The organism is Arthrobacter sp. 9MFCol3.1, assembly GCF_000620385.1.
GTDB lineage: Bacteria > Actinomycetota > Actinomycetes > Actinomycetales > Micrococcaceae > Arthrobacter.
Window position 1 is genome coordinate 51,826 of record NZ_JIBJ01000011.1, and the last position, 16,251, is coordinate 68,076.

Genomic DNA, 16,251 nt, shown 5'->3' on the forward strand with positions numbered 1-16,251 from the left:
CCCTGAGCAATAGGCTTACGGGCTATGGTCGCAAATTTCTTAGGCTCGTTGTTCGGCGGCGGAGCGGCACCCCGCTCCGCCGCGATTGCGGGGGCCGAATCTACACCTGTCGCGGATCCGGCTGCGGACGAACTGGCAGTCACCGCCGGCGCGCTCGAAGAGCTGCGGCGGACGATACTGGGCAATGGCGCGCAACTGCCCACCGTCGTGGTGTCAAGCCTGCTGCAGTTGGCCGACATCCTGCGTGCCCTCGTTGGCTACATCGGACGGTCGGGTGCATCAACGGAGCAGCGCGTGCTGCTGAACGCCGTCATCACCGACTATCTTCCGTCCCCGCTGCGGGCATATCTAATGCTGGCCGCTGGGTCGCGGCGAGACGAATCCACCGACACGGCCGTGTTGCTGGAACAGCTCGACACGCTCTACTCCACCGTCCAGAACCTGGACAATCAGGTCCGCACAGGCGCCATAACGGAACTGGCTGTCCACGGCCAGTTCCTCAAGGACAAGTTTGATATTGATGGTCTTCATCTGGAAGGACGCTAGTGGCTTCAATGGTCGCGGGCAGCAACGCCGCCCTCACTGCTGAGAACCCCGGGCTGGACAAAGTGCTGCTGGGAATCGGCTGGGACATAGTCCCTAGCCGCGGCCCGCAGACCGAGCTAGTTCCGATGGTGATCATGTGCGGAACAGACGGCCGCGCCATCTCGGATGACCATCTGGTCTTCTTTAACCAGATCGCCAGCCCCGAGGGCAGCATTTCCTTCGCGGGAGCAGAAGACCAGGAACAGATCGACGTCGACCTCAACCGGGTGCCCGACACGGTCCACAAGATCGCCGTGCTCCTCTACGTGGATCCGGAATTACGCGGGCCAGGTACGTTCGGGGCCGTCAAGAACGCCTACCTGCGGGTCGCCACCGACCAAAACCGGGAGCTACTTCGTTTCACGGTGCCCCGGGGGAACCTCGACAAGATCAATGCAATGATTCTCGGGGAGCTCTACAGGCACGCCGGGGGCTGGAAATTCCGTGCCCTCGGTCAGGGGTATGAAGCCGGGCTCGCAGCAGTTGCCGCCGACTTCAAATTGAGGCTCTGAACATGGCGCTAGACCGAACTTCACTTCGGACCGACATCGGATACATCAGCCGGCGCCGGAAGGCCGCGGCGCAGCCGGAGCCCCTTCGAACCACTGCGCAAAGTACAGCGCCGTCCTTACATCTTGGCGCAAGCCGGGCGGGTTCCGACGGACTCACGCTCGGTGCCAGCCCGGCTCCCGCACCGTCCACGAGGACCGCAGTGGCTTCAAAGTCGGGGCCGCGGCCCGCTCCGGCCATGTCAGAGCGGCTGTTCCCGGCCCCGGATTTTGGCAGCGTCCGCGAGCTGGGGGAAGCCAACCCCGTGGTGCGCCTGAACGCGAGGCAATCCGCGATTGGCTCGCTCTTGGTGACCGGGGTTCGCTCTGTGGCGTGGGAAGACCAGCAGCTCACCACGGGTGCCCTCCACGTGGACGGGCACAAGGCCGGCACCGCCGTCCTCACCCCAGGCAACCGGCCCCTGGCCGGCGTGCAGGACGGGGCCGGCATCGTGTCCCTGCGCCATGTCCGGCTCCTGCGCCGCGTCCTGTTCGTCGCGGGAGAAACCCCGCTGACGGTCGGAGTCTTCGACGGCGCCGCCGCCGCGCTGGCTGCCCGGAACCATGCAGGGTTGCGGAGCGTTCTGTATCTCGGGCGGGTCGGCGCGGTCCTTGAGCTTCGCGCCGAGTTCGTTCCGGCAGACGCCTCCGACGCGGCCATCTGGGCCATTTTCGGTTTCACAATGACCACTCCACTGGACCAACGGGTCCTCCTGCGCTGATCCGGCAGCGCGCTACTGCAATAAAACTAGGGGACGATGCAGCATTTCAAAGCCTTGGCCGAATCCGTCATGGATCGGCTCTTCCACCTGCGCCCCGAACTGCTTCATCGCACCTCGGACCCCGGCCTGCTCGCCGTCGCGCTGGGGGCCACCCTGTACTCGCCGGCCACGCGAAGCTCACTGGCACACGGAATCCGGAAACAATCCGGGGCGGGTTGCCTCAGCATCGTGGTCTGCCTCGAGGACGCCGTGCCCGACGAGGAAGTGCCCGCCGCGGAGGAGAACCTGCTCGCTGCACTGGCCGAACTGTCCCTGGACAATCCGGACGAGCTCCCGCTGATCTTCATCCGGTGCCGTACGCCCGAACAGCTGCTCGACGTCGGACGCAGGGCAGGCGAGGCTCTCGGGGTCGTCTACGGTTTCGTCCTGCCCAAATTCGAGAACGAGACAGGGCGGGGGCGTGCCTTCCTAGCGGCGCTGGAGCTGTTGAACGAAGAAGCCGGACGTAACGGGGGCTCCACGGGACAGGCCCTGAGGGCGATGCCGATCATCGAGGACCTTTCGACAACTCATCTGGAGTCACGCGTTCGGGTGCTTACGGACAACCTGGCCCTGGTCGAAGAATTCCGTGAACTGGTGTTGTGCGTCCGGATCGGTGCCACGGACATGTCCAGCGCCTTTGGCCTGCGGCGTTCTCGCGACCTGACTATCTACAATGTCAAAGTCGTCGCGAACATCATTGGCGACGTCGTGAACATCTTCGGCCGCCCGCATGACGGCTGGGTCATCTCCGGCCCCGTCTGGGAACACTTCGTCAACACGGAACGGGTCCTGCGACCCCAACTGCGGTCCACGCCCTTTGAGGCCGTCAACGAGGGCGAACTCCGGAAGCGCATTCTGATGGACAATCTGGACGGCCTGATTCGCGAGATCGAACTGGATCTCGCGAACGGCCTGCTGGGCAAGACCGTCATCCATCCAAGCCACGTGCCAGTAGTGCACGCCATGTGCGTCGTGAGCCACGAGGAATACCTCGATGCCCTGGACATAGCCGGAAGCGCAGGCGGAGGCGTGAAGGCGTCGTCCTATGGAAACAAGATGAATGAGTTAAAACCGCATCGTGCATGGGCCGAGCGCACCCTGCTGCGTGCCAGGGCCTTCGGGGTCGCGAGGCCCGGCGTCAGTTTTGTCGAACTACTGGAAGCGAGCATGCGGTGAAGCAACTCTCGACGGATGCTCCCTGGAGCGGCGGCTACGTGCGCGACGCCCTCGGCGTCGACCTGGCCTCGGACCACAGTCGCAGCGTGCTGCCCCTAACGGCACTAGTCGGGCTGGCGCTGCGCCGCAATCCCAAAAGGGCCCACCTGCTCGTCTCCCGGGTGCTCGCCAAGCACGTCCCCACCGAACCCGGAATCGCGACGTCGGCCGGGCAGCTTTTGGGGCTCTTGATCCGCAGGGAACTCGAACTCCCCGCGGCTGCCGGTCCGGACGCCGGGGCCGGATCACTGACCGCCGCCATTGACGAGGCCGCGGGCAGGCTGGCGCGCCTGCTGGACGGCGGCACCGCCCCGGACGAGGACGGCCGACGCCGCAGGTTTGCGGACTTGGCCGGCCTAGGCGAATTGCTCGCCCGATGGCAAACAGAACTTCCCGGCGTTGTGACCATCGGTTACGCCGAAACGGCCACCGGCCTGGGCCAGCTCGTGGCAGGGCAACTGGGGACCTATTACATCCACTCCACCCGGCAGAGCAGCGGCGGTGTGGAACCCTACGGCGCGTTCGAGGAAATGCATTCCCACGCAACTTCTCACCAGTTGCTTCCGACCAGTCGTGCTGCCTTGGACCTCGCCGATACCGTAGTCCTGGTGGATGACGAGCTGAGCACCGGTGCCACGATTATCAACACAATCCGCGAACTGCACGGCACCGCACCGCACCGCCATTACGTCGTCGCCTCCTTGGTGGACCTGCGCTCCACTGCAGACCGGGACCGCTTCGAGGAACTGGCACGCGAAATCGGCGCCAGGATCACCGCCGTGGCACTGGCGCAGGGAAGCATCCAGCTGCCGGAAACGCTCGCTTTGGACGCGGCGGAACTGATCAGCAGCATCCCGCTCCCGCGAGCAGCCGTCCCCGGGCCGGGCCGGATCCGGCTGCTGGACCTGCACGGAATCGTGCCACCAATCCGCAGCGCCCGCTTTGGCGTTGCCGGGCGCCCCGATCCGGATCAGGCGGCGCGCATCGCCGGAGCCCTGGCGGCGGCACTTGGCAGCCGCGCCGGAACGGGGGCCCGGGTGCTGGTCCTCGCCACGGAGGAATTCATGGCGCTGCCTTTGGCGGTTGCCGCCCGGCTGCAGGCCCTGCGCCCTGACGCTGACATCCGGTATTCCACCAGTACACGCTCACCGATTGCCGCGCTGGACGAACCGGACTACGCGATCCGTTCGGCGATTGCCTTTGCCAGCGACGCGGACGCTCCGGACGGGCCCGGACCCCGGTTTGCCTACAATTTCATGCACCCCGAAGGACGATTCGATACGGTACTGATCATGGCGGAACCTGGCACCGCGGAGTCGGGGCTTTTGGGTCCCGGCAAGATCGCCGACGCCGTTGCTGGCAGCGCCGACGATGTCCGGTTGGTCATGTTGCCGGGCCAACCACCGTTCCCGACACCGTTGATCGGCCCCGACTTCGGCTCCTATCTGCCGGAGGACGTCGAATGGCTACTGAAGGACCTGAGTTCCGCGCAGCTGGAAGCGCCGAGGGAAGTGCGTGAAGCCGCCATCCAGTCTGGCAAGGCCAGTTATGCCGAATCGCTGCCGCAGGAGTTCGAACCTTCGCCCGAGTACGGCGCCTTGTTCCAGACCGCATTGGAGAGCTCGGCCGTCCGGATCGCGCACGCCGTCGGAACGCTCACCGAGCAGGTCCTGAAGCTGCGCGGCAACGCACCCGTACTGGTTTCCCTCGCCCGCGCCGGAACTCCCGTCGGCATCCTGATGAAGCGTTGGGCCTGGGAAGTCCACGGACTGAAGCTGCCGCATTACGCCATCAGCATCGTCCGCGGGCTCGGCATCGACCAGACCGCCCTTGGCTATCTGGCTTCCAGGCACAACCCGGACGACATCATGTTCGTCGATGGCTGGACCGGCAAGGGAGCCATCGCCCGCGAACTCGCCGCCGCCGTCGAACTCTTCCGGCAGACCGATGGGCCGGCGTTCCGGCCCGACCTTGCAGTCCTAGCGGACCCGGGGCACTGCGTCCGGATCTTCGGCACGCGGGATGACTATTTGGTCCCCTCGGCCTGTCTGAACTCGACCGTCTCCGGTCTCGTCTCTCGCACCGTATTCAACAAGGCGCTAATCCGCCCCGGCGACTTCCACGGGGCCAAGTTCTACTCGGAGCTCTCCGGAAGCGACGTCTCCGGCGACTTCTTGGCGGCCGTGACGGCACAATTCGCTGGCGTCCGGGAGGACGTCTTGCGGGGAGCAGCGCACGCCCCCTTAGACGTCTCAGGGCTCCCGGAAGCAGACTGGTCCGGATGGTCCGCCGTCGAGCAGATCAGCCGCAGCTTCGGCATCAACAACGTGAACCTGGTCAAACCGGGTGTCGGCGAAACCACCAGGGTCCTCCTGCGGCGCGTGCCTTGGAAGGTGCTGGTGCGCCCCGAGGCTGTGCCGGAGCTCGCCCACGTGCTGCACCTGGCCGAACAGCGCGGCGTCGAGGTGCTGGAGGTCACCGACCTGGCCTACAGCTGTGTCGGACTGATCCATCCGCTGCACACACCGGGAGCAACCGGCGCCGATGGCAAGGCCGTGGTGGACGTATGAGCGTTCACCCAAGCGGCGCGCCGGTCATGGTCGCCAGCGACCTGGACCGCACGTTGATCTATTCGGCGAACTCCATGGCGCTCGTGGGAAGCGATCACCTGGCGCCCCGGATGGTGGTCGCCGAGGTCTATGACGCGGCACCGCTGTCCTTTATGACTCGGGCAGCGGAGCAGCTGCTCGAAGGGATCGTGGAGCGGAGCGTCTTCGTACCCGTCACCACCCGCACCCGGGCCCAGTTCTCCCGGGTGCGGCTGCCCGGCTTCGGCCGCGGGTACGCCGTGACGACGAACGGGGCCGTGCTGCTGCACGACGGCGAGCCGGACGGCGACTGGTCGCGGCACATCCAACGGTCCGTGGGGTCAGACTGCGCACCTCTGGCCGATGTGTTGGGCCACCTCAGAGGCGCCGCGGCAGTCCCTGCTATCTTGAGAATCCGGACCGCCGAAGAATACTTTGTGTACTCGATCGTCGACCGGGAGGCGCTGCCCGACGGGTACCTGGACGAGCTCAGCGCCTGGTGCGAGGCCCGCGGCTGGACGACGTCGTTGCAGGGCCGGAAGCTCTACTGCGTGCCGGCCCCAATCACCAAGGAAGCCGCTGTGGACGAGGTCCGGCGGCGGAGCGGATCGGGCCTTCTTGTAGCCGCGGGCGACTCCCGGTTGGATGCGGGCATCCTTAAGCTGGCTGACATCGCCATTCGTCCATCGCACGGCGAACTCGACAGTGACTCATTCACCTTGCCGAACCTGACTGTGACTTCGGCTTCCGGAGTCCTGGCCGGCGAGGAGATCCTGCACTTCGTCAGCGCCGTCCTGGCGGAAAACCTGGCCCCGCTCCCCTGATGCGTCGCCGAGCAGAGGCCGACAACCCCACAGCGTTCTAATCCTCTCCCGTCGGGGGAGCGCCACGAACGGCATCGTGAAGTGAGTTCCTCCTGAAGTGCGGCTTCACGAAATTGCGAGGTTACTTCGGCAGCCCCCCAGGGTTGCGTCAAGATGACGGCAATCTTTACGGCTTCATTCTGATTCTGGAGGTCCATGCTGAACCATCCCAGTACCGAAAGGGGGCGACTTCCTGTGGGTCCGGGTAAAAACCGGGCAGGAGTCCCCCAGCCTCGGGTCGAGCTGATGCCGGTTCGCTATGGGCAGGCAGCGCCTCTTCATCGAAGGAAAGGTCAATGATGGCCGCCTGCATGGCCGGTTTCGGGGCTGCCCGTTGGGCCATCAGCCGCTCCCGTTCGGCCGCCTTTTCTGCCCGGACTCTTTCCGCCTCGGTGCGCTTGTCGTCCTTGGCGCGCTCGGCTTGCTCGCGTTTCTCTTTCGCAGCGCGTTCTTTCTGCCGGGCGGCATCAGATTTTTCTTTTTCAACTTCTTGTTGCCGGAGCTGGACCCGGGTCATTGCCTCCCGGAGACCCGGGACCCTAGAGTCTTCCGCCAGGATTTTCTCAAGGTCCGCCATTGCACGCGCGAATGCTCCCTCGGCCAGGCTGATCTCGGAACGGAGAGCCAATGCCTGAAACCGCAACCCGCTCCCGTACTTTTTGCTCGCCGTCAGCGTCTTGATGCATTCCTTGGCGGCGACGAGTTCACCCAGTGCCAGATGTGACTTGGCCCGAAAGATGGCAAGCATGGCAGTGATTTCTGAATCAACGCCGACGCCGTTTGTGAGTCGAAGAACTTCGTTCCAGTCGTTCAGATCGATATACAGGTCAGCCAGGCTCAACAGCGCGGGATAGCTCGGATCCAAGGCCTCGACGTAATACACAGCCGCTTGAGTCTGGCCCTGGATCTGCAGCCCTTCGGCAAGCGCCAGGGTCGTCGCATCGTGCGACAGAGGCAACTCCACTGAGACGCCGCCGGCGATGCCAAGCGTCAGCCGGTAACCAGAGAGGTACTTCTGAGTGAACGCGTGCGATTCCAATCCCCCGTCAACGGAGAGACCCTCACGGAGGTACTCCACGGCCGTGTCCGTCCGTCCATGGATGAGGTGCCGCAGACCCAGCAGGACGTTTCCAAGCTTTGCGTATTGCGGGTGGGCCAAAACAGCCTCGTCGAGACGCAGCGCCTCCGACTGGGAGACAAAGGCGAAAAGGGCTTTTTCCTCCTTCGACGCGAACATCCCTGGTCGGATCGGCGCCGCTGCCGGGGCCGGCGTTCTGACAGGAGCAGGCCTTGAAGAAGCCGGGGCCCTTCTTGCCGTAGTCTTGCGGCCGCCCACATATGTGCTTACCCCGCTCGAGGAGACCCGGACGCGCACTCCCGGCATCACCTTGAACGACGTACTTTTTCTGAATCCCACTATTCCCCCTTAGACATCGACATACTGCGCCGAAACTCGGAAGCTTCGGCTTCTTCCCTGAATTCGAGTGTTGTAGCCCCGACAATTCTTCGCACCGCTTCACGGACCTCGTGAGGGGTGGCATAGAAGAACTCCCTGCGTAGGTTGATCCGATTGACGCGGCGGTCTTCGAATTCCCGGTGCAATTGCCCCTCTAGGCCGGCTGCGTCGTCACTGAAGAATAGAACATGAACGTCGTAGAGGAACGGGACCCCCGCGCCGCTGAGTTCACGGATTCGCTCCGTTGGCTCAAGGCGGCGAGTCATGCCGATCTTCACGATCTGGTCGCCAAAGGCGCCGAGATTCGAAATGACATAAACGTACCCGGCCCTGGCGTTGGCTTCCCGGTTTTCGATGTCGCGAAGGTTGAGTTCGGCTTGTTCGAGCCGCGCCTGCATCGTAGCGACGGCCGAGGCATCCCCACTGTTGATCGCTATCTGCAGAGCCGCTTCGTATTGATCGCGTTCCTTCTCAAATTTTTCTCTGGCTTTCTGGAGCTCACGCTCTACCTTTTCCTGTTCACGGAGTTCCTCGCGAAGAGCCCTCTGAGTCTCCCGCTCCTCGGCGACCTTCAGGTGGTAGTCCGCGGTGAGCTGGATTTCACCGAGACGGAGCTCGTGGTACTCCTCCGTGATCTGAATGGCCATGCTTCGACCCAGTTTCTGAATGGAGTCTTTTGCCCGCGTTAGCCTTGATATGGTCGGCTCTAGGTTGTGGCTGCGAACCGTACGGATGCAATTGTCGGCTTCGGCATTGTATGCGCGCAGCATTAGCCGGCATTGCTCGCGGACCATCCGGGCGCCATCCTGCAGGCTGCCGTTAACCGCCCAGTTCGCAGCTCCCGTCACGCCACGCTCCTTCGCGGTTTCTTTCACTTTGGCGCGCAATACGTCCAGGCGGTCCTTATATTCGATTGCATCGTCCAATGGGTGCGCAAACTCGTAGATGCCAAGTTCCTGGAGGAGCTTGATCTCCCGGGTCTCGACAATCATGGATTGGAGTTCCCTTAGCACTGCCTCCTTTTCACGTATCCGGTATTCCAGGTCATGGAGATCATTGATGCGGTGCTGGGCAGGTTCTTGGGGCAAGTGATCTGGCGTGACAGCAGGCGGAACTTCCCCGCCCAGCGTCACCCCATGCTCATCGAGGAAGGATTCGAGACCGCCCGTCCATCCCTGCGATACGCTGCGGACCTTCCAATCACCGTTTCTGCGGTAGATCTCGCCCATCACAGCCACATTTTCGTTGGACAGGTCCGAGGCAGGGACTTCGAAAGACACGCCAGAGGGTGATTTGATAATCAGGCGCAGATCTACGAGCTGGCCCAGGACCTGATCCGAAGAATCTAGGCTGGCTGCTATTGCGATTCGCTGGACAATCTCAGGGATCTGGGAGAGCGAAATCGTTGCTGCGTGTTCCTGGACACCAGCCCGCGCAGATTTCCTGCCGACGTACTCAACTGCGCCGTTGTGATATCGCGGCTGATTGTAGAAAACGACTGCTTCATTGGAAATAACTCGTCCATTGGAGTTGACCATGATCAGGAAGAGGTCCACATCAGAATTCGAGCTCGAAGACTGCCACTTTAGATCAACAGACAGTCTTTCGCCGTGAGGTGTCGGCAGAGTCGAGTTTCCACCCTTGGGCAGGATTGAGTGCGGCATTTGTTGACCATATAACAACGGAAGGACAACTTCGCGCGGATGTGCCGTGCCGCATTGGTGGGCCGGCGCATTGGACTGCTCACACCGGTGATTTGTGCAGAACAGCCGCGATTCGGGAACAGTAAAGGCGGCCGGATAGTCCGGCCGCCTTTCCGTCCTGTATTGCCTCGTTCGAGTCAGTCTCGGAGCGGGATGCCATGGGCGTCCCGCTGGAAGTGTGCAGATCCGGCGAGAATCATAATGCCCTCGATGAAGCCCCAAAGCCCGACAAAAAAGAGTCCGAAGCCGACCGTAAAGATGGACACGACGAGCGTCAGGACGAGCTGGATGACCGCGACCTTGGTGAAGCCGAGGTAGAAGCGATGGATACCCAATCCGCCTAGGAAGAGGCCTAGGAGCCCGGCGACGAGCTTTGATTTCGGCTGCGGGTAGCCGTAGGCGGGGTTTGGCATTGGGGGCTGGTGCTGGTACTGCGGCTGCGGCTGCAATTGCGCCGACGGGTAGCCCTGGTTCTGCGGCTGCGGCGGCGCCGGCGCCGGCGGGTAACCCTGGTATTGCGGCTGCTGCGGCACCGGCGGATGATCCTGGTACTGCGGCTGCTGGTACGGTTGCTGCGGTCCGGCCGAGTAGCCCTGCTGCGGGCTGGCATAAGACTGCTCCGGCTGAGACCCGGTCGGGTAATGTTCGCTCTTGTGCGGTGCGGCTGCAGGCTGATCGTAGCCTTCCGGAATGGCCGCGTTCGGGTCGGGGTGAGGCTGTGTCATTGTGGCGCCTTTCGAAGGGTGATGATGCAGCCCACGGCGATCGGGCGGCAGCACCGTCAACGACGGCATCCCCCAAGAATCCATGTGCCATCATCAGTTTGACGGAACAATTCATCAAATGCGCTGTTCGGCGCAGTATGTCCTAACCGAATCGCCCCGGCATTCAATTGGTTGTCGAAGAGATGCCGCCCCGCAGTTGCCGCTCCACGCTGTCCAGCGGCGATGCCTGGCTCGCGGTCGGAAAGCCCGGCGCCAGCCTCAACCTCGGCGGCATCGACATCGACACCTATGGCGGCTCGCTCGCCAAGGCCGCGGCCGCGAAGGGCTACGACGTCCCCTCCCCGCCCCGGGCATGATCACGGAAGCGCACGCCATCGGCCTGCCGGTCATCCCCTGGACCGTCAACACCACGGCGGACATGGAACGGCTGATGGGCCTCAGCGTGGACGGCATTATTACCGACTACCCCACCCGGCTGCGCAATGTCGTGGACGAGTGGGGGATGAAACTCCCCAAGGCCGACTCGGCCAAGGGCTGATGCACCGATTTCCAGGAGCCGCGTTCTAGACTCTCGTAGCCACCCTAGAACCGGATCCTGACTATCCCGCGGGCCCCGTTGCCCGGACCGTGTGCCTGCTCCTCAAATAGTGCCCCCTCTAAGATGAGGCATGGACTTCGAGGACACGCTCTGGACGGTTCTAGGGGCCGGGCTGGTTCTGCTGATGCTCGTCGACGTCTTTCGTACACTCCTTTATCCGCACGGTTCCGGTCCGCTGGGCCGGGCGATCATGCACGGATTCTGGCTTGTATCGAGAAAGCTCCGGGGCCGGGGCTCCTTCATCGCGGCACCCTTGGCGATGGCCGCTGTCATTGGCGCCTGGGCAAGCTTGGCGGCCATCGGCTGGGCTCTCCTATACCTGCCGCATCTGACGGACGGTTTTGTTTACGGAGCCGGGGTTCCGCTGCGGGCCGACTTTGCCGAAGCTCTCTACATCTCCCTGGTCACTCTTTCCACCGTGGGGTTTGGCGACATCGTGGCAACGCAATCACTGCTCCGGCTTGTTGTGGCCCTCGAGGCCGTCACCGGTTTCGGCTTGCTGACAGCAACGGTCACCTGGATCCTGCAGACTTTCCCGGCCCTGAACCGCCGCCGGGCCCTTGCCCACCAGCTGACCCTGTTCAGGGAGGCTGCAGGTCCGGCAGGTGTATCGGCCATGGATCCCAGTCACGCTGCCGGGCTGTTGGAGGCCATTGCCGGCAACGTGGCTACGGTGAGCATAGACCTGCTGGCGTTCCACGAAACCTACTACTTCCGTGAAATTGAGCAGCGCGGCTCCTTACCCGCCACGGTGGCCTACGCCCAGGAGCTGGCAACACAGGCCCAGCGCAGCGAGAGCACTGAACTGCAGTTCGCCGGACGGATGCTCCACGCGGCGCTGGACGGACTTGCGGAGGTCCTCCGAGGCAAATTCGGTCATTCCGGAGCCACTTCTTCCGATGTGTTCGACAGCTACGAGCTGCACCACCGGCACCGGCGTCCGGGAGAACGGAACATGAACTAGCCTGCGGGCAGTCGATACTGCTTACCCTGCCGTTCTGCCCACGCTCGTTGCCCTGTCCAGCGCTGGTGACCACCCTGAAACCGGCTCCCGCCTTGGTGGCGGGAGCCGGTTCCCCCCGGCGTCGTAGCCGGCGGCAGTGATGCTGTGCGTCGTTGATCGGTGCCAGAATCCGGCCTATGTGCGCTGGGAGATGTTGATGATGTTGTCCTCGCTGTCCAGGAACCAGGCCGCCTTCCCCCAGTCAGCGGTGGCAACGCCGTTCTCCGTCTTCAGGCCGGGAAAATCGTAATCTTCAAAGACGACGCCGCGGCTTCGCAGTTCCTCCATCTCGCGTTCGAGATTGTCCGTTTCCCAGCCCATCTGGGTGTTCTTGGCGGTCCCGGCATTGTCTGTCTGATAAACGAGGAAGCGGGTTCCTTGGCCGCAGCTATACATGACGCTGCCTTCCTCCATGGACTCGGAGGGTTCGATTCCCAGCTTGTCCCGGTAGAACTCCTTCGCCCTGTTGATGTCCTTCGCGGGGAGGACAGCGATGATGTTTGAATCCGTGAGCATGATGATTCCCTTCAGCGCGTAGATGACCGCAACGATGGCGTGGCTCCCCCCGGTTTCGGTCCCCGGAATCCTTGTCCAGAGCCCGTGACCGCCCCTTGCGCCGAGCCGGGGCAGCCACCTGGGGCTCTTCAACGCCGCGCCACCCATCACCAGCCCGAAGGGCCCCCGAAGTTTATGTGGTCATTATGGACCGATTTGGTCCTGCGGAAATAGGGGTCGTGGCATCGCTTCCGTGGGCGTCCGCACGATGCCAGAGTTGAACTGTGAATGAGGCAATGGGGAACGAAGCAACGGGGAATGAGCCAACCAGCAATGAAGACACTGGCGGGCTGGTCCTGAACCTGGAGTGCACGCTCGCCGCTCCCCCGGCAGAAGTCTTCAGGATGCTGACGGAATCGGCCGAACTGGTGAAGTGGTGGGGTCCGCACGGTTTCATCATCCCGTCAGCCGAACTCAACCTCACCGAAGGCGGCCGCTACCGGTTCAGCATGGCCCCACCGGACGGGGAACAGTTCCACCTCTCAGGCGAGTTCCTGGAGATCGATCCTCCGTGGCGTCTGGTCTACACCTTCCGCTGGGAGGAACCGGCGCCGGACGACCGGGAGACCGTCGTCGACCTTTCACTCGGGGGTACGGAGGAAGGCACGCGCCTGATGCTCGCGCAGGGACCGTTCCTGACGGAGGAGCGGCTGGCCCTGCACCGCAACGGCTGGACGGAGTCGTTCGAGAAATTGCAGGCGGTCTTGGGTGGCGGCACCTAAGGAAGCCTGACCCGCTGCCGGGTTCCTGCAGGGTCATGATCCGTCCGAAACACGAACGGCATTTCGCGGCTCCAGGCCCGTCACCAAGTCCCGGTTTCCTCGTGTTCACCCCCAGTCCAGCTCCCCGCACACAACAGTCCACCTCACCTCCCTACGGTGGTCGGGTCGCCGGCACGACGCCGGTAACGTCACCCGGGAGGAACCATCACCATGCGCACACCCCTGACTGCCGTGGCCGCTGCCGCGCTCATCGCCTCGCTGGCGAGCCCCGCCGTCGCCGCTTCAAACCCCGAAGCCGGCACTCCGTCGTCGAACGCTGCCGGAACGGCTGCCGCAACAACGGCAATCAAGACCAACGAGAGCAACGGCTCCTTTGACCTGCAGGCGCACCGCGGAGGCCGCGGCGAGTGGACCGAGGAATCCCTCGCCGCGTTCGCCAACTCGCTGAAGCTCGGCGTGACCACGCTGGAACTGGACACCCACCTGACCTCCGACGGCAAGGTCATCGTCTGGCATGACGACACCATCCAGGCGGACAAATGCCGCGACACCGCGCCGGTGACTCCCGGCGACGCCGCTTTCCCTTATGTCGGTGACCGGGTGGCCGACCTGTCACTCGCGCAGATCAAGACCCTGGACTGCGGGTTCACCCAGCTCAAGGGATACCCGGAGCAGGACGTCATCGAGGGCAACCGGATCGCCGAGCTCAAGGACGTCTTCGGGCTGGTCCGCGACGCCGACGCCAAGAAGGTCCGCTTCAACATCGAAACCAAGGTGGAGGACGGGAAGTCCGGCGGCGAGGGCATGGTGGCCCTGACCAAGGCCGTGGTCACCGAGATCTACACCGCTGGCATGGCCGAGCGCAGCACCGTGCAGTCGTTCGACTGGTCCTCGCTGAACCTGACCAAGAAAATCGCCCCGCAGCTGCCGCTCGTCGCCTTGTCCAGCGGCGACGCCTGGCTCGAGGTCGGCAAGCCCGGCGCCAGCCCCAACCTCGGCGGCATCGACATCGACACCTACGGCGGCTCGCTCGCCAAAGCCGCGGCAGCCCAGGGCTACGACGTCATCTCCCCCGCCTTTAGTTCCGTGACCCCGAGCATGATCAAGGAAGCCCACGAGCTCGGCCTGCCCGTCATCCCCTGGACCGTCAACACCACGGCGGACATGACACGGCTGATGGACCTCGGCGTGGACGGCATCATCACCGACTACCCCACCCGCCTGCGCACCGTCATGGACGAGCGCGGCCTGAAGCTCCCCAAGGCGTACTCGGCTGCGAGCTAGCACCTCGACAAACGGGGCGGCCACTCTTTGTGGCCGCCCCGTTTGCCTTTAACCTTTGCCATGGGTGGGACCGGTTACAGGAGCCCCCGGAGTGCGGGGGCACCATTCCGCCCCGCGGCCGCAACGCTGCTTCCACGGGTGGCGGAGACCAACCGTGCAGTCACGCGGAGGTCAGCCACTTCTGCGCCTCCTAGATCCCATGTAATTAGACCCGGACCCGGCGTAAGCTCCTCGCATGGAGCCCTCCGCGGGCCAGCATTCTCCCGGGATCGCGTTCCTCACGCATGGTGCACTGATCAAGGTGGTGGGCGGAGATGGACGCTGAAGTCGACACGCTCGTTGTGGGCGGGGGCCAAGCGGGTCTGGCCATGAGCTACTGCCTCGACCGGGCCGGCGTCGCACATCAGGTACTGGAACGGCGTGCCGCCCTGGGCGGTGCCTGGCAGGACCGGTGGGATGGGTTCTACTTGAACACCCCGAATTTTTCGCTGTCGCTGCCGGGCATGCCCTATTCCGGTCCGGACCCGGACGCCTTTATGCCCCGCGATGCCGTAGTGGACTATTTCCGGCACTACGCGAAGGCCATCGGCGCTCCGGTCCGCACCGGCACGGACGTCACGCGCATCGCCGCCGCGGACGGCGGTGCCTTCGACGTGGAAACAACCCGGGGCAGCTGGCGAGCGCGCAACGTGGTGCTGGCCACCGGTGGGTTCCAGAGAGCGAAAATCCCCGCGTTGTCCGCACGGCTGCCGGGGCACATCGTGCAACTCCACACCGATGAGTACCGCAACCCGGGCCAACTGCCAGACGGCGCTGTGCTGATTGTGGGCACCGGCCAGTCGGGCGGCCAGATCGCCGAGGAACTGCTGGCGGCCGGCCGCGACGTCCATCTGGCGGTGTCCACCTGCCCGGAGGCGCCGCGCCGGTACCGCGGCAAGGACACCTTCTTCTGGATCATGCAGCTCGGACTGCACGGCCCCGAGCACGGGCTGAACGGACTCACCGTGGAGCGGCTGCCCTCACCCGCGGCTCGGTTTGCCTGCAACCCACTGTTGTCCGGCGCCGACGGCGGCCATGACATCCACCTCCGGGATTTGGGCCGCCGCGGAATCCGGCTGCACGGCCACCTGGAAGGAGCCGATGACGGCGACCTTGTCTTCAGCGATGACCTCGCCGAACGCCTCGCCACCATTGAGGCCGGCTTCAGCCAGCGCCTCCAACCGATGCTCGATGCGTACATTGCCGCTGCCGGGATCGAAGCGCCGGAGGCTGAACTCCGGCCGGCCGACGACTGGCTTCCGTCAGAGCCGGCGCGGCTGAACCTGGCAGCGGAGGGCGTTACGTCCGTTCTGTGGGCCACCGGATACCGGCTCGACTTCGGCATCCTCGACATCCCCGTATTGGACGAATGGAACTACCCCCGCCACAGTCGCGGCGTCACCGAATACCCGGGCCTCTACGCCGTGGGCCTGCCGTGGCTCACCGGGCACAGCTCGGCGATCGTGGCCGGTGTGGGGCGCGATGCCGAGTACATTGCGGAGCACATCGCCGGGCGCTGACAGCCCCTCGCATCGAACCGGCGTCGACGTCGAACGGCTGTCCGCGTTTCCCTGTGGGGAACGTGGACAGCCATTTTTTGCTG

General features: G+C 64.1%; 16 protein-coding genes. 12 read left to right on the forward strand and 4 right to left on the reverse strand.

The window, feature by feature from the left end:
• Positions 1 to 24: 24 nt before the first annotated feature.
• The 6 genes from C560_RS0112735 to C560_RS0112760 all read left to right on the forward strand — a co-directional run bounded on the left by C560_RS0112735 (position 25) and on the right by C560_RS0112760 (position 6,524).
• Positions 25 to 546 carry a hypothetical protein gene (locus C560_RS0112735; RefSeq protein ID WP_026538500.1) on the forward strand — a complete coding sequence of 174 codons (522 nt, stop codon included), beginning with the start codon at positions 25 to 27 and terminating at the stop codon, positions 544 to 546.
• An 8-nt stretch (positions 547 to 554) separates the two neighbouring features.
• Positions 555 to 1,097 (forward strand): TerD family protein, encoded by a 543-nt coding sequence (locus C560_RS0112740; protein WP_043423096.1) that lies wholly within the window; start codon positions 555 to 557, stop codon positions 1,095 to 1,097.
• A gap of 236 nt (positions 1,098 to 1,333) precedes the next feature.
• A complete protein-coding gene (locus C560_RS0112745) occupies positions 1,334 to 1,855 on the forward strand; it encodes a hypothetical protein (RefSeq protein WP_026538502.1) in 522 nt (173 codons plus the stop codon).
• Between the two features lie 36 nt (positions 1,856 to 1,891).
• On the forward strand, positions 1,892 to 3,073 hold the full coding sequence (locus C560_RS0112750) for an HpcH/HpaI aldolase/citrate lyase family protein (RefSeq protein WP_026538503.1): 1,182 nt from the start codon (positions 1,892 to 1,894) through the stop codon (positions 3,071 to 3,073).
• Positions 3,070 to 5,682, forward strand: coding sequence for a phosphoribosyltransferase domain-containing protein (locus C560_RS0112755; RefSeq protein WP_026538504.1), 2,613 nt, complete (start codon positions 3,070 to 3,072; stop codon positions 5,680 to 5,682). Before C560_RS0112750 ends, C560_RS0112755 begins: the two co-directional genes overlap by 4 nt.
• On the forward strand, positions 5,679 to 6,524 hold the full coding sequence (locus tag C560_RS0112760) for a hypothetical protein (RefSeq protein ID WP_026538505.1): 846 nt from the start codon (positions 5,679 to 5,681) through the stop codon (positions 6,522 to 6,524). The genes C560_RS0112755 and C560_RS0112760 overlap by 4 nt, the downstream gene beginning before the upstream one ends.
• Positions 6,525 to 6,690: 166 nt before the next feature.
• On the opposite strand, the gene C560_RS0112765 is transcribed toward C560_RS0112760, so the two are convergent.
• The 3 genes from C560_RS0112765 to C560_RS23830 form a co-directional block, all read right to left on the reverse strand.
• On the reverse strand, positions 6,691 to 7,800 hold the full coding sequence (locus C560_RS0112765; protein WP_026538506.1) for a DUF2510 domain-containing protein: 1,110 nt from the start codon (positions 7,798 to 7,800) through the stop codon (positions 6,691 to 6,693).
• A gap of 179 nt (positions 7,801 to 7,979) precedes the next feature.
• Positions 7,980 to 9,683: a DUF4041 domain-containing protein gene (locus C560_RS21765; RefSeq protein WP_081801707.1), complete on the reverse strand. Its 1,704-nt coding sequence runs from the start codon at positions 9,681 to 9,683 to the stop codon at positions 7,980 to 7,982.
• A gap of 176 nt (positions 9,684 to 9,859) precedes the next feature.
• On the reverse strand, positions 9,860 to 10,447 hold the full coding sequence (locus C560_RS23830) for a TM2 domain-containing protein (protein ID WP_051533145.1): 588 nt from the start codon (positions 10,445 to 10,447) through the stop codon (positions 9,860 to 9,862).
• Between the two features lie 182 nt (positions 10,448 to 10,629).
• On the opposite strand from C560_RS23830, the gene C560_RS23835 reads away from it, so the two are divergent.
• The 3 genes from C560_RS23835 (at position 10,630) to C560_RS0112790 (ending at position 12,009) form a co-directional block, all read left to right on the forward strand.
• Positions 10,630 to 10,803, forward strand: a complete 174-nt coding sequence (locus C560_RS23835) for a hypothetical protein (protein ID WP_231494338.1) — start codon at positions 10,630 to 10,632, stop codon at positions 10,801 to 10,803.
• Positions 10,800 to 10,985, forward strand: a complete 186-nt coding sequence (locus C560_RS23840) for a glycerophosphodiester phosphodiesterase (RefSeq protein ID WP_026538507.1) — start codon at positions 10,800 to 10,802, stop codon at positions 10,983 to 10,985. Before C560_RS23835 ends, C560_RS23840 begins: the two co-directional genes overlap by 4 nt.
• A 130-nt stretch (positions 10,986 to 11,115) precedes the next feature.
• Complete coding sequence (locus C560_RS0112790) at positions 11,116 to 12,009, forward strand: potassium channel family protein (RefSeq protein ID WP_026538508.1); 894 nt, start codon at positions 11,116 to 11,118, stop codon at positions 12,007 to 12,009.
• Positions 12,010 to 12,183: 174 nt separating this feature from the next.
• Here C560_RS0112790 and C560_RS0112795 read toward each other — a convergent pair whose 3' ends face one another.
• Positions 12,184 to 12,564, reverse strand: coding sequence for a VOC family protein (locus tag C560_RS0112795; RefSeq protein ID WP_026538509.1), 381 nt, complete (start codon positions 12,562 to 12,564; stop codon positions 12,184 to 12,186).
• Between the two features lie 275 nt (positions 12,565 to 12,839).
• Between C560_RS0112795 and C560_RS0112800 the strand changes: the two genes are divergently transcribed.
• The 3 genes from C560_RS0112800 to C560_RS0112810 all read left to right on the forward strand — a co-directional run bounded on the left by C560_RS0112800 (position 12,840) and on the right by C560_RS0112810 (position 16,168).
• Positions 12,840 to 13,325, forward strand: a complete 486-nt coding sequence (locus tag C560_RS0112800; protein WP_051533146.1) for an SRPBCC family protein — start codon at positions 12,840 to 12,842, stop codon at positions 13,323 to 13,325.
• A gap of 210 nt (positions 13,326 to 13,535) precedes the next feature.
• Positions 13,536 to 14,609 carry a glycerophosphodiester phosphodiesterase family protein gene (locus C560_RS0112805; protein ID WP_051533147.1) on the forward strand — a complete coding sequence of 358 codons (1,074 nt, stop codon included), beginning with the start codon at positions 13,536 to 13,538 and terminating at the stop codon, positions 14,607 to 14,609.
• A gap of 314 nt (positions 14,610 to 14,923) precedes the next feature.
• Positions 14,924 to 16,168 carry a flavin-containing monooxygenase gene (locus C560_RS0112810; RefSeq protein WP_026538512.1) on the forward strand — a complete coding sequence of 415 codons (1,245 nt, stop codon included), beginning with the start codon at positions 14,924 to 14,926 and terminating at the stop codon, positions 16,166 to 16,168.
• Positions 16,169 to 16,251 lie beyond the last annotated feature (83 nt).